Origin of the sequence: Streptomyces gilvosporeus, from assembly GCF_002082195.1 — a bacterium.
GTDB lineage: Bacteria > Actinomycetota > Actinomycetes > Streptomycetales > Streptomycetaceae > Streptomyces > Streptomyces gilvosporeus.
In genome coordinates this window covers 521,890-535,009 of the sequence record NZ_CP020569.1, presented here as the reverse complement: position 1 = coordinate 535,009, position 13,120 = coordinate 521,890, and the positions used below count along the sequence as shown (strand labels likewise).

At 66.1% G+C, this 13,120-nt stretch carries 11 protein-coding genes and 4 pseudogenes; 7 read left to right on the top strand and 8 right to left on the bottom strand.

The window, feature by feature from the left end; translation table 11 throughout:
- Positions 1-60 precede the first annotated feature (60 nt).
- Both B1H19_RS02700 and B1H19_RS37755 read left to right on the top strand, forming a co-directional pair.
- Positions 61-201: pseudogene (locus tag B1H19_RS02700) on the top strand (flavin reductase family protein); the annotation flags it as partial.
- A gap of 716 nt (positions 202-917) precedes the next feature.
- Complete coding sequence (locus B1H19_RS37755) at positions 918-1,277, top strand: LuxR C-terminal-related transcriptional regulator (protein ID WP_107425848.1); 360 nt, start codon at positions 918-920, stop codon at positions 1,275-1,277.
- Here the strand turns inward: B1H19_RS37755 and B1H19_RS02690 are convergent.
- Complete coding sequence (locus B1H19_RS02690; protein ID WP_237289066.1) at positions 1,171-3,807, bottom strand: NACHT domain-containing protein; 2,637 nt, start codon at positions 3,805-3,807, stop codon at positions 1,171-1,173. The two genes, B1H19_RS37755 and B1H19_RS02690, sit on opposite strands and share 107 nt — an antisense overlap.
- Positions 3,808-4,162: 355 nt before the next feature.
- Between B1H19_RS02690 and B1H19_RS02685 the strand changes: the two are divergent.
- Positions 4,163-4,399 (top strand): annotated as a pseudogene (locus B1H19_RS02685) (transposase); the annotation flags it as partial.
- On the opposite strand, the pseudogene B1H19_RS02680 reads toward B1H19_RS02685, so the two are convergent.
- The 5 genes and pseudogenes from B1H19_RS02680 to B1H19_RS02665 form a co-directional block, all read right to left on the bottom strand.
- A pseudogene (locus B1H19_RS02680) lies at positions 4,386-5,045 on the bottom strand (amino acid transporter); the annotation flags it as partial. The pseudogenes B1H19_RS02685 and B1H19_RS02680 sit on opposite strands and share 14 nt — an antisense overlap.
- Positions 5,046-5,245: 200 nt before the next feature.
- Positions 5,246-5,629 (bottom strand): hypothetical protein, encoded by a 384-nt coding sequence (locus B1H19_RS02675; protein WP_083102648.1) that lies wholly within the window; start codon positions 5,627-5,629, stop codon positions 5,246-5,248.
- Positions 5,630-5,653: 24 nt separating this feature from the next.
- On the bottom strand, positions 5,654-6,430 hold the full coding sequence (locus tag B1H19_RS02670) for a GNAT family N-acetyltransferase (RefSeq protein ID WP_083102647.1): 777 nt from the start codon (positions 6,428-6,430) through the stop codon (positions 5,654-5,656).
- Positions 6,431-6,497: 67 nt separating this feature from the next.
- A complete protein-coding gene (locus tag B1H19_RS40715) occupies positions 6,498-6,575 on the bottom strand; it encodes a 50S ribosomal protein bL37 (protein WP_373310759.1) in 78 nt (25 codons plus the stop codon).
- 119 nt (positions 6,576-6,694) lie between these two features.
- Positions 6,695-7,504 carry an SDR family NAD(P)-dependent oxidoreductase gene (locus B1H19_RS02665; RefSeq protein ID WP_083102646.1) on the bottom strand — a complete coding sequence of 270 codons (810 nt, stop codon included), beginning with the start codon at positions 7,502-7,504 and terminating at the stop codon, positions 6,695-6,697.
- Positions 7,505-8,045: 541 nt separating this feature from the next.
- Between B1H19_RS02665 and B1H19_RS02660 the strand changes: the two genes are divergently transcribed.
- The 3 genes from B1H19_RS02660 to B1H19_RS02650 are packed head-to-tail and all read left to right on the top strand — an operon-like array spanning position 8,046 to position 9,053.
- Positions 8,046-8,372 carry a PadR family transcriptional regulator gene (locus B1H19_RS02660; protein WP_083102645.1) on the top strand — a complete coding sequence of 109 codons (327 nt, stop codon included), beginning with the start codon at positions 8,046-8,048 and terminating at the stop codon, positions 8,370-8,372.
- Positions 8,369-8,725, top strand: a complete 357-nt coding sequence (locus B1H19_RS02655) for a DUF1048 domain-containing protein (protein ID WP_083102644.1) — start codon at positions 8,369-8,371, stop codon at positions 8,723-8,725. Before B1H19_RS02660 ends, B1H19_RS02655 begins: the two co-directional genes overlap by 4 nt.
- A gap of 1 nt (position 8,726) precedes the next feature.
- The gene (locus tag B1H19_RS02650) at positions 8,727-9,053 is read left to right on the top strand and encodes a DUF1048 domain-containing protein (protein ID WP_083102643.1); all 327 of its coding nucleotides are present in this window, start codon (positions 8,727-8,729) and stop codon (positions 9,051-9,053) included.
- Between the two features lie 85 nt (positions 9,054-9,138).
- Here B1H19_RS02650 and B1H19_RS02645 read toward each other — a convergent pair whose 3' ends face one another.
- Complete coding sequence (locus tag B1H19_RS02645) at positions 9,139-9,738, bottom strand: hypothetical protein (protein WP_083102642.1); 600 nt, start codon at positions 9,736-9,738, stop codon at positions 9,139-9,141.
- A 97-nt stretch (positions 9,739-9,835) separates the two neighbouring features.
- Positions 9,836-12,300, bottom strand: a pseudogene (locus B1H19_RS02640) (sensor histidine kinase); the annotation flags it as partial.
- A 328-nt stretch (positions 12,301-12,628) separates the two neighbouring features.
- Between B1H19_RS02640 and B1H19_RS02635 the strand changes: the two are divergent.
- Positions 12,629-12,940, top strand: coding sequence for a hypothetical protein (locus B1H19_RS02635; protein ID WP_159027953.1), 312 nt, complete (start codon positions 12,629-12,631; stop codon positions 12,938-12,940).
- Positions 12,941-13,120: the final 180 nt, after the last annotated feature.

The window sequence follows — 13,120 nt, the reverse complement described above, 5'->3', positions numbered from 1 at the left end:
TTTGGTGGTGGCGTGGATCCGCTGTAAGGTCCGCGGCCGCCTGTGTGGATACTGATCACCATGCGCATTGATTTTGATCCCGTTGAGATGTCCCGCAATGACTTCTACAAGCTGCTGACCTCGACGGTGGTGCCGCGGCCGATCGCCTGGGTGTCCACGGTCTCGGCGGACGGGGTTCACAACCTCGCACCTGCGAAGTTCTGAGGAAAGTGGTATCGGTTGGGGTGACGTTAGTCCAGGTCAGAGGTCATGGGCAACGGTGTGATGGGTGAATGCCGTACCGCCCTTTTCTGTCTGCACAGGGCGCCGGATAGAGACCTCTCTAAGCACCTGGGGAAGTGGCGACGAGGAATCCGGCCTGCTCGTGCTCGGCCCGTAGGCATCGCCGGGATCGGGGCCACTGTGAGAGCGGCACCCCGGTACTCGCGGTGATCCAGGACCCGACGCTGGGTACCGATTGGGCTTCTACTGGTATCGCTCCATGTAGGCCTGCAGCAACAGTCCCATGGTGTACTCCGGTTGCTGCTCTGTCTTCCGGCGCGACAGCCTGATGTCCTTCGGTGGATTGTCTGAGCGGACAGACAGTCGTCAGGGACATGGACTACACCTGCGTGCCCCTGGGTTGATGACCCTGCGATCTCCCCAGGTAGGGCGGCAGACATGCAGGTCAGACGACCCTTTCGTGCCCCCTCAGTGATGTGCAGGTTCGGTAGCATGAAACAGGGCCTGGCAGGGCTGATACTGACTCGATGCTGACTTCTATGACACTGCGTCAGGTGAGCGCGGCTCTTCCTGAGCTGGCTGTCGGGCCGCGGATCACGGCAATGGGATGTGGTTGGGTGAACGGGGGCGATCAGGACTGTGGGTGGCTCGCCGCTGACCTGTTCCGTGAAAATTAGTGGTAGTCATGCCCACCTGTGCTGTCGGCCCTGACGCCGAGGGAGGGCGAGGTGCTGAGCCTTGTCGCCGACGGCCCGAGGAACATCGAGATCGCGGCTCGCATCGGCGTGACAGAGGTATTCCACGATGACGGGCATACCTCCCGCACCACCTTCACCAGACGGGGGCGCAGGCTCTGCCACGAGGTTTTGAACCTGCCCTGTACGGACCAGGGCTCGACCCGGGGGCACGCGCACACCATCGGTGAGCACCCGTGGAGCGGACGGTCCATCAGGTTGTGCTCAGGCACGCTTGCACAATTTTCATGGTTGGTGGAAGAGCCTCGGATCCCACGAAAACGGATTCCTCAGAGAGCCGAATGGTGCGCAGGGACCTGACCTTCTTGAGACTGCTCACATCGATACTGGCTAGCGGGCTTTCGAAGGTGATGGTGTGGAGTTTCGGGAAGTAGGCCAGCCACTCCCAGGTGGCGCCCGATTCGGCCTCCACCCACAAATGAGTGAGGCGGGACCGGACACAGGCAGTTTGGAACTCCTCAGGTGTGATCGTGCCTGTTATCCGGATGCGAGAACGGCCACCGAACCGTCGGAGTGCATGCAGTTCCTGCGCATTCGAGATGCAGAAGTAGAGATCTTCCTCTCCGAGGTGAGCAATGACTTCCTCAGCGAATCGATCGCACTCGAAACGACTCCAGACCCTGGCCAGTTCCGAACGGACACGGAGGTCTGAGAGGTCGCGGTATTGCGCCAGTACGGAAATCGCGGCGTCGGTGGCAAGACGGGTAGCGGAAAGCACCGTGAAGTAGGCCTCGTCTTCGGAGAGCCCCTGCGGCCCGGGAAGCAGGTCCAGAACGACTGGGCCCACGTCAGCCAGAGCGCGCGCCTGATCCGCCGATCGAGGCGGAATAAGCGCCGCGGCTCGCTGCTCCACCTCCATCCGCACACCCGGACTCAGTTCTGTCGCATGTTCCAAACAAGCCGCTGCCAGCAGATGGAGACGCCTGCTGTCCTTCTCGGATGTGTCGCCTCGTTCTATGAGACCGGTCAGCAGCCGGGTTCGCTCCATGGTCCGAGCGTGGGCAACGGACATCCGGATGACGTCTTCCCATTGATCGAGATGCGCGTGCGCGATGAGGAAGTCGAAGTCAAGACCTTCCACAGCAGCCTTGGCACCCAGGTAGTCCTGAAAAGTGCGGTGAATGAAATCCATCGAACCTGCACTGGGCTCGCGCAGGAGACCACTTCGGATCAGCAGGTGGTTATAGATCTCCTCAGCCGTCCCCTGATCGGCGATCTTCGGCATCGCAGGTAGTGCATGCTCCAGCAGCTCGATGGCGTCGGCCCGGTCCATCTCGGAACGACCGTTTCGGATCATCCAGTAGGCCAGCTTCTGGATCAACTGGATGTGATGTTCCTCGCCGATGCGAATGGTGCCCGGCTTGTAGATTCCTCGCTCACGGTCACGCCGGGACAGCAGCATGGAGAGGGCGGCGTCGTAGACCTCCTTCCGGCCGTCTGGGAGGTAGCCACGACGGTCCTGGTGAAGGGCGCAGATCAGTGCGCACATCAGGGGGTTGGTGGCGAGCCGGCCCAGGTCTTGCTTGGCTCGTACGGATTGCAGGAGGTCTGCGGCATAGCGGTCACCAATACCCGCGGCCTTGTGCCACCGCTTGATGAACTCGGCGACGTTCTCCCGGCTCATCGGGGCAAGGTCGAGTTCTGCGAAGTCGTCACCGACCAACCAGTCCTGGCGTACGGCCGAAGGCCGAGAGGTCACCAGCCACCGGTTGTGCGGGTAGGAACTGACCAGCTCCTGTAGCCAACGGCGAGCCTCTTGGCGTTCACTTTCCGGGATTTCGTCGATCCCGTCGACCAGGATCAACCCACGCTTTGACCTCAACACCCTGTCGAACCACCCCGTGGGCTGGAGGCTGGCGATGGGACAGTCAACGGCAGCCAGGAAGCCGTCGGGTGTGGGGAGTTTGGCGCCGCCTCGGGTCAGCGTGCGCAGCGGCAGTACAAACGGCACCAGGCCGTAGAGGTACAGCAGCCGTTCGTCGAGAGCCTTCCGCGCCGTGGATACCGCCAGCCACTGTACGAGCGTCGTTTTCCCTGACCCCGCTACGCCCCGGAGCAGCACTCGGTCACGGCCGGCCAAGATGTGATCGGCGGGGAGAAGGGTGGGGAGGTCGTGCGTTTTGCCGCCCGCTGCGTCCAAGCTCAGATAGGCGGCGTCGAGCGGCCAATTCTCAGGAGCCTCGGACAGATCGAGCCCAAAGATGGTCAGTTTCCCGTGCTTGGAGGCGATGTACTCGGCGTAGCGCTCCTCGAAAGGTGCGTCCGCCGGCGAGGGAGTACGGGCGATCAGGGAGTCGATCTTGTGAGATAACTCTTCGATCCGACGGCTGTGTTCGATCAGCGTACGAGCCACAAAAGTTGATCTCTGGGTGAAGAACTGCAGGATGTGCAGGCACGCGGTATCGAGCACGCTCGCATGAAGGGTCACCGCGTCGCTGGACAAACCGATAGTGGCCGAGGGGCTCTGCGACCGCAAACGCCGGGAGAGCGCAAGGTGCCCGAGCTGCACCGCTTGCACGTCGTCCATATCGATGTAGCCGAGCGACCTCAGCGAGTCCGCTACGGCATGTGCCACAGCACGCTGTTCGTATGCTGGCAAACGTTCCTCGACGCCGGTGGACTGAGCGGCGCGGTTCACCAGTTCCTCGGCGATCTTGTGCAGATCTTCGTCCGACAGGGCTCGTTTCTCGCCCTTGAACGAAACGAGCTTTGAGACGCGCAGCGGCTTGTCGACCAAACCAGCACCGGGGCCGTCGGCTACGAAGAGTCTTTTGATCAGCGGCGCTACAACGCTTGAGGCGAGGCGAGCACCAATGGCAGCGGCTTCCATTTACTCCCCGGTTGATGTGAGGACGGCAGCCAACCGTCGGCCCGGCAGCAGCTTAGGAGATGCAGCGATCGGTCGCCCGGGAAACAGTCCAATTGGGTGGCCAGCGGTCAATGGCTCATGGCGCTTGGTTCCCAGACCTGACGACTGGTCTCCAAGACTGCGGCCGGGGCCTGGAGACCGACACGAGTGAGAGCGTCCGCTCCCGCTCCAGCTCGGCTATATGCAGATCGATGACGGATGAGACGACAACGCTTCCGTCGGCCTCACCTGACGCGGCATGTACGCGAAGCCCGGCCCGCACGGCCCGGGGACCCTCCCTGCATGTGGTCCCAGCCCACGTCTGCGGCAGGTTAAGACCCGCCACCAGAGGTGCTGGGTCCACAAGATCGCCAACGTCGCGAACGCCCGGCCGAAGTCCGCCCAGTCCGGAGCGAAGAAGGCCCTGCAGGAGATCTACAACGCCGAAGACCGCGACCACGCACTCATAGCCGTCACAGCGTTTGAGAAGGCGTACGGCGCAAAGTTCCCCAAGGTCGTCAAGAAGATCACTGACGATGTGGACGAACTGCTGATCCGCGAGCGCTGGCCACATGCCACAGTCCGACGACGACCACGACCACATTGAGCGTGAGGTAGAGGCCCACCAGGGCGACCGCCACCCCGATCGCTTCGAGGAAGCCCTTGAGGAAGACCGCGCCGAGCAGGGCGACCAGGATCAGCGTGATGAGCATCTGCTGGTTGTGCAGCACGCTGTTGACGTGCGGGTTTTCCACGAGGTGGGTGGAGGCATCGGCCGCGGAGAGGGTGATGGTGATCAGGAAGTCGGTGGCGGAGAAGCCGAGCAGGGTCAGGACGAACAGCTTGCCCTTCCAGAAGGACAGCAGCCGCTCCAGCATCGCGATCGAACCCTGGCCGTGCGGGCTCTCCTCGGCCACCCGCCGGTAGACCGGCAGCGCACCGGCCAGCGTCACGATCACCAGGACGATGGTGGCGATCGGCGACAGCAGGCCCGCGGCGAGCGCGGCGATGCCCGGCTGATAGCCGAGGGTGGAGAAGTAGTCGACACCGGTCAGGCACATCACCCGCCACCACCGCTGGCCCTTGTGGGCGCTCTGCGGTCCGGCGTGCGGACCGGGGTGGTGCTTGGCCATATCGGTCAGGCCCTCCAGCATCCACGCCCGCAAGCGATGCCGGACGGTGGCCCCGGACGAGGAATCCGAGGGGGCGGAGACGGCCATCGTGTGCTCCTGTCGTACCGCGAACAGATACCAGCCATCAGGGCGATGGCCACGGCAGGGTATGCAGGGGCGGCGGTTATTTCGCCACCGTGTTCGTCAATGTGGCGGTCCGGGTTACCCCGAGTGGTGGCTGGTGGGTCATGGGCACGACAGTGCGGAGAAGTGCACAGCGGGGGGCCGGTCCTGACGGGGGGTCGGCTTCACGGGGTGGCGGCCGAGGTGTGCAGCATTAGATGGCAGGGGTGCTCCTCGCCGTCGCGGAGGAAGGTGAGCCGTACGTGGATCTCACCTGCCTGCAGCGCCAGCGCGGGCTGGGCGGTGATGCTGCCACGGGTGCAGGTGCCGTCGCCCGCGGCTCCGCGAGCGCCGCCCCAATTGAAGTATTCGTTGCCGATGTCGTCCATCGCCTCCAGGGCCAGGAGCACGGGGGTGGCGTCGGTGGCGTCCGGCAGGGGCGGCGTGATGGTGTAGTGGAGGGTGAAGGAGTCGTCCCACCGTTTCAGGTCGTGGACGGCGAGCTCGTGGCCGCCGTTGAGGATCGTCGCGGAGGTGAGGGTGGTGCGCGGGGTGCGGCGCTTCGTCATGGGGATCCTGGCTGTCGGTCGTGTTCAGGCGGCGATGGCCGCGATATGGCGCGCGGGCTGCCCCGTGCGGTAATGCACGTACTCGTGCTCCAGGCGGAAGCCGGCGGTCCAGGCAAGGAGCCGGCTGGGGCGGTTGTCGCGTGAGCACGTCCAGCTGGGGGTGTGGCCGCGGGCGGCGATGTCCTGGCACAGGGAGGTGACGCAGGCCAGTGCGAGGCGCTGGCGGCGGTGTTCGGGGACGGTGAGGCAGGCGACGTCCTCGTACCTGCTGCCGCGGAAGTAGGTGCAGGCCAGGGCGAGCACACGGTCCCTTTTGAACGCTGCCCAGCCGTGTCCCGACGCGGCGAGACCTGCCGGGCCACCCCAACTGGCGTGCATCCAGGCCGATTCAGGCCCCAGCGCCGCGACCGTCGGTGCGTCCTCGGGCGTCAGTCGTCGCACCGTCACCCCGTGGGAGGTATGCGGAGGTGGTACGGGTACGCGGTGGACGTAGCCCATGCGCTCCCACGGCACCAGGTGATCGAACGCGTGGGCAAGCAGGGGCAGGAAGCGGGCCGGGGCCTGGACGTAGTGCGCGGCGAAAGGGGCGAGTGCGAGCGGGGCCAGGGCGGTGGGGTCGCCGCGGAGCAGCATGTGGTCGGCGCAGGTCACGGCGAGGGCTCGGGGGTCGACGGGACGGTCGGCCCACCAGTGACCGGCTCCCGGGACCAGCGTGTGTTCGGCCAGCGCCGTGGCCCCGGGCCGCCCGGCGGTGAACCAGTGGGAGACTGCGGCGACTTGATCGTGGGAGAGCTTGATCACGGTGGCTCCTTGTGACGCTCGCGGGGGGGGACGGGCGGGGCGGCACGGCGCCGCCCCGCCCGGTCGTTCAGCTCTGGCCGGCCTTGCTGCCGTGGTTGGCCTTCTTCTTGCGACGGTCCTTCTTCTTGCGGGCGCGCTTGGACATGGGTGCAGGGGTCCTTCGTTTCGTTTTCGAGGGGTCGCCTGATTGCTCATCAGGCGAAGGTGTTCCGCGGCGACATGGTGTTCCGCGGCGCCTGGGTGTTTCTCGGGCGGCGGTGTTTCTCAGGAGTGCTGCCCGACCAGCAGGTCGGCGAGTTTGGTGAGGCGCTTGAGCGTGCGGTCCTCGGTCGCGGCGGGGGCGGGCTCCACGCGCTGGTCGCGGTCGTAGTAGGCGCCGTTGACGATCTCCGTGGCCGGGTCGCAGAGGCGTACGACATGGGCGGCGCCCTCCGCCGCGGGCTCACCGCTGTGCGCGTACAGCGGCAGCAGGTCGGTCTCGCAGATGCCCGGGTGCACGGAGACTGCCGTCACCCGCGGGTCGGCGGCGAAGACGGTGAGCGCGAGCTGCGACTGGGCGTAGGCGGCGAGCCGGGAGTAGCGACGGGTGCGCTGCGGGTCGCTCCACTGGATGGAGGCGGTGCGGTGCAGGGACGAGGACACATTGACGACCCGGCCACCGGGCTCACTGGTGAGTGCCGGCTCCAGGAGACAGGTCAGCAGGTAGTGCGCGAGAAAGTTGACCTGGAAGGCGATCTCGTTGCCGTCGGCCGTCAGGGTGTGGCGCTCGGGGGCCGCCATACCGGCGTTGCTGACCAGGACGTCCAGCTGAGGGTGCTCGGCGACGACACGACGCGCCATCGCCTCGACCTCCTCCAGGTACGTGAAGTCCGCGCTGAATCCGCAGAGTTGGGCGGCGTCGATACCGTCCGTGGCGACGAGTTTGTTGGTGGCGGCCTGTGCGTCTTCGGCGGTGCGGCCGTGGACGAGGACGGTGGCGCCGCCTTCGGCGAGCTGCCGGGCGGTCTCGTAGCCGATGCCGGAGGTGGCTCCCGTCACCAGGACGGTGCGGGAGGAAAGGTCGAGGACGGACATGATCTCTTCCGGGTAGGTGAAACGGGTGGGTACGCCGAATCGGCCCTCGGGGCAGTGGCGTTGGGGTGCACAAGAACGGGGCGTCGGGTCAGGTCACGGCGCCCCGTCAGGATGCGGGAGAGGTCTCAGCGGGAGGCGGAGGTCTCCATGCAGCGCGGCGCGCGACGCGGACCCGCCGGATGAGGCGGACGGTCGAGCAGGAGCCAGGCGCTGTTCACGTCACCATCACATGCCAGGCCGCGCGCCGGCGCAACCGCCGCCCGCACCTCTTGACGTACCTCTGATGAGCTGCTGTCCGTTCACAATGACGCCGGATTCCGTGTCAACTTCCCGTCTGCGGGACGAGCCTTAGACCGACCGGCAAATGGTCCCCGCCTACAGGCAAGGTCCGGTCTCCTCACGTGCCGCGCATCAAGCGCGGCGCTGATGATGCGAATCGCTTCGCTGGTTCCGCGCTCGCCGCGCGCCGAGCTACTACGTGTTACCGTATAGTGGTACTCGATATTACGCAGTACTGGCGGGATCGAAGAGGAGGTCGGCGTTGGACGACCTGACGGAGATGTTGAAGGGCACGCTTGAGGGCTGCGTGCTTGAAATCATCGGCAGCGAGGAGGCCTACGGGTACGCCATCACGCGTCGGCTGAACGAACTCGGCTTTGCCGACGTCACCGAGGGGACGATCTACACCATCTTGGTGCGACTGGAGAAGAACGGACTCGTCCAAGCGACGAAACGGCCATCCAGACAGGGGCCACCGCGCAAGTTCTATGCGCTCAACGAGGCAGGGCGCGAAGAACTCGCGAAGTTCTGGGCGAAATGGGAGTACCTCTCATCGCGAATCGACAATCTCAAGGAGAGCGGGCGATGAACTTCTGGGAGACCGTTACGGGCAGTGACCTCACGAAGGAATGGAAGGCGTTCGAAGCCCGGGTCGAGGCTTTGCCGGCCGACTACCGGGAGGCGTGGGAACAGATCAAGGTCAGCGTCTTTCCCCACTCGGACTTCACGGGTCGCAACCTGACGCCGATTCTTGACGGCGTCCTGGGGCTGCTCGAAGAAACAGCGGCGGACGGGCTGAGCATTCACGAGGTGCTCGGCGACGACATTGATGGCTTCTGCGCGGCGCTGACCGGCGAAGAAGGGGCTCGGAGCTACCGCGACCGATGGCGCGAGCAGTTGAACCGGAACGTCGCAAAGAAACTGGGCCAGCTAGGAGGCTGACGTGGGAATCCAAGACATCATCCAGGGCAAGAAGCAGTGGCGGGCGCATGTGGCACGGGTCCAGGCGCTGCCGCCGGACTACCAGATCGTCTACAAGGAGATTCAGAGGTACCTCTTCAAGGTCGGACCGATCGACTTGCCTGACGGGCACCTGCTCTCAGGGCTTGTCGATTTCTTCGAGGAGGGAGTGGCGGCCGGCAAGGGAGTTCTGGGACTCATCGGCAACGATGTCGCTGCCTTCTGCGACGACCTGGTGAAGGACTCGCGCACCAATGCGGACATCTATCAGGAGTCCATCAGCGGGATACCGGGCACGGCCGAGAAGTAGGACCGACCGGCAGACGGACGGTCGGAGCATCCGCGGGTGGAGGTCGCCCGATCGCTCGGTTGCTGCTGCATTTTGCCGGACGGCCCTAATCCCGGCATGAGCCGTCGGTAACAGAGCCGCTGCCATTCGCCGTGTCCGGAATGATGGCGCAGACTTGTTTGCCGCTGGCCTCGTCGGTCACCGTCACGTGCCCGTTCGTGGAGAAGGAATCTCCCTTCTCCGCCTTGTACCCGATCCGGTCGGTCACTGTCGTCGAGTGCGACAGCAGGACGTCACGCGGGGAGGTACTGCACGGCGACGGGACGTAGGTGGCAGCCCCGCCGGGCACCGATCCGCTCGGGTAGACGAAGGTGGGTTCAGGGGAAGACGGGTCGCAGCCCCGGGCCTCCTTCACCGCGTCGTCGATGATCCGGCGACCCGCGGCGTGCAGTCCGTCGCTCGTCTGTCGGGTCTCGAAGTAGTGGTCCAACAAGCCGAGTCCGCCCAGCACGCACAACGTCGTGCCGAGTCCGAGCAGCCAGTTCCTCAAGGACTTGCTCTCGCTCTTCGGCTCGGATCCCCTGGCCGAGAGCGCGACAGAGGCGGTGACCACCAGCCCACCGACCACGAGCATGCCTGCGGCAGCGCCCACCGGGAAGGGGCCCGTGTGCATCCCCTGAACCGGCAACGGCTGGGCAACCACCATCTACGACGCCCCCATTCGAACAGGCTTGGCCGTCAGCCTAAGGGCTGCCCCACAACTACTGGTCACAGGTGGCATGACTTCGTCGTGGCCGGTGTGATCACGGCGTCGGAGTCGTCTTGGACAGACCGTTCACCGGGCTGAGCCCGCGTCGGTTCGGGAGGGCGCCGGAGCCTGCCTCCGACCTTCGGCCTTCCCGGGCGGCGGCGGTGCACAGACTGGCATCAGGCCGCTTGCAAGGAGAGAACCATGGTCAAGCCGCCTCCGGGGGTGTCCTCGGGGACGAGGGTGCCGCCCATGGCCTCGGTCAGCCCTCGGGAGAGGGCGAGGCCGAGTCCCAGGCCGGTGGTGTTGTCGTTGTCGCCCATACGCTGGAAGGGGACGAAGATCCGGTCCCGGTCTTCCGCGCGCAGGCCCGGGCCACGGTCGATGACCCTCAGCTCGACCCGGCGACCCAGTGCGCTGGCAGTGACCATGACCGTTCGCTGTTCGGGCGAGTGCCGTACCGCGTTGGTGACCAAATTGGCGAGGACGCGCTCGAGGAGCGGCGGATCTGCCAGCACATCACAGATCTCCGCCAGTTCCTGGGACTCGATCGGGACCGACGAGGCGGCGAGGGTGGCGAGTGCCGTGGGGAGGACGTCCGCGAAGGCGGTCGGCTGGAGGTGCAGGGTGAGGGCACCGGCGCGCAGTCGGCTCATATCGAGGAGGTTGTCCACCAGGCGGTTGAGCTGGATGAGGGAGTTCTCGGCGGTGGCCAGCAGTTCTTGCCGTTCCGCGGCGGTGAAGTCCACGTCCGTGCTGCGAAGGGAACTGATCGCCGCCCGTCCGGAGGCCAGCGGTGTGTGCAGGTCATGGCTGGCCGCGGCGAGCAGCGCGGTACGCATCCGGTCGGCCGCCTTGACCGGTTCGACCTCGGCGGCGGCTTCCGTGAGGCGGGCATGGTCCAGGGCCGCGGCGAGATGTGCCGCGAAGGCGGTGAGTACCCGGTGTTCGGACGCCGGGAGGGCGCGTCCTCGGAGAACCAGGACCCGATAGGGGCCGGCCGACACCTTCACCAGTCCGTCACCGTCCTCGGCTGGTTCGCTCTCCTGATCCGCACGCGGGACGAGTTCGGCCGACTCCATGCCGAAGGTTTCACGGGTGCGTTCCAGCAGTATCGGCACCGCCTGGTCGCCGCGCAGGATGTTCCCGGCCATGGACGAGAGGGTCTCCGCCTCCGCGGTCGCGCTCGCCGCCCGCCGTGCGAGGCGCAGCGACCGGTCGACGATGGCGGCGACCGTGACGGCGACCACCGCGAAGACTGCAAGCGCGAGGGCGTTGTTGGGCTCGATGATCGAGAACTGACCGCTCGGCGGGATGAAGTAGTAGTTCAGCAGCAGCAGCGATGCGGTGAGCGAGGCGAGCAGTGCGGAGACCACACCGCCGAAGCAGGCCACGCCGATGACGGTGACGAGGAGGAGCAGCGCCTCGCTGGTCAGGTTGAGCGTGCCGCGGATGTTCGCGAGGACCGCGGTCAGCAGAGGCGGGATGAGGAGCCCGGCCAGCGGTCCCGTGATGCGGCGCGCGTACGTCACTCGACGCCCGGGCACCGGCAACCGGCGCCCTCGGCCGGCGCGTTCGTGGGTGACCATGTGGACGTCGATGTCGCCGGAGAGCTCGACCGTGTCCTCGCCGATCCCACGCGGTGCCACCAGTCGGGACGCCAGCTGCGGCGGCTGGTGCCCAGGACGAGCTGGGTGGCGTTCTCGGCCCGGGCGAAGTCCAGCAGTGCGGTGGGCACATGGTCGCCGACGACCGAGTGGTAGCTGCCACCCAGGCTCTCGACCAGGGCGCGTTGTTTTGCCAGTGCGGCGGGGGAGGCGTCGGCGAGGCCGTCACTGCGGGCCACGTGTACGGCCAGCAGGTCACCACCGGACGACCGGTCAGCGATCCGCTCCGCCCGACGGATCAGTGTTTCGCCCCCCCCGGGCCGCCGGTGAGCGCCACCACGACTCGCTCCCGGGTCTCCCACGCCGTGCCGATGCCGTGCTCCGAACGGTACTTCTGCAAGGTCTCGTCCACCCGCCCGGCGACCCACAGCAGCGCGAGTTCCCGCAGGGCCGTCAGATTGCCGAAGCGAAAGTAGTGCGCGAGCGCGGCATCGACCTTCTCCGGTTTGTAGATGTTGCCATGTGCCATGCGCCGGCGCAGCGCCTCGGCGGGCATGTCCACCAACTCGATCTGGTGGGCACGCCGTACGACCTCATCGGGCACGGTCTCCCGCTGCGGGACTCCGGTGATCTTCTCGACGACGTCGTTGAGCGACTCCAGATGCTGGATGTTGACGGTCGTGACGACATCGATCCCGGCGTCCAGCAGCTCCTCGATGTCCTGCCACCGCTTGGCGTTGCGGCCGCCGGGAACGTTGGTGTGCGGCAGCTCGTCGACGAGTGCGACCTTGGGACTGCGGGCCAGGATGCCGTCGAGAGCCAGCTCGCTGAAGGTGGCTCCGCGGTACTCGCGATGTGTCCGGGGCAGTATCTCCAGCCCTTCGAGCATCTCCTCGGTGTGCGGCCGACCGTGGTAGGTGATGACCCATCGTCACATCAGCTTGTCTGGAAGGTGATTGAGCACCCGGCGATATTGACGCTTCTCTGACCCGGAAACCCAGGACACGGCCGCGTTCAGAGCCCACCAACACGCTTTAATGGTGGCTGTGGCTGTGGCTGTGGCTTGTGGCGAGGCCGGGACCAAGCGCGGTCGGCGTGAGATGTGCAGGAGGCATCGGAGACGCCATTGCGGCAAGGGGGCGAGCACCCACAGACCGCAACGCCCACCGTTGCCGACCGCCACAAGAACAACCCAGGACACCAACTACTCGGATCAGTTGCCCTCTGAGGATTTGGAGCCCATGAAGCAAGGGAGCGGCCGGCGCCGACGGGCAGCGGATCCCAACAGACGACCGCTGCGACCCGAACAGCTTCCCGAGCGGTTGGCCGCACGCTTCACCTTGGGTGTCGACCCGATCCGCACTGTGATGTTCTGGCTCCTGGCGCCCAGTCTCCTGATTGCCGGGGCCCTCGGAGGCATGGGCTGGCCGTGGTGGGTGCGCGTGCTCTCGGCGGCCGGTGGTCTGCTGATGAGTGGCTATCTCGTGCTGCTTCTCGTCGGCGCGTGGAGGCGCATGCGCCGCCACACGCGGCCAGGCCCCAGAAAACCCTGAATCAGCGGGCTTGCGCGACTCGTCATCGCTCTGACCTGCGGAATCCTTGTGCTCGGCAAGGGGAGCTGCACCACTTCGGTTTGCCGGCCGGGTGACGCGGCATCACACACGCTGTGCGCCGTCGATGGGTGCGAGCGCTCCGACGCAGCGAGCCGCCAGGCCCGGCAGCACGGAGACGCG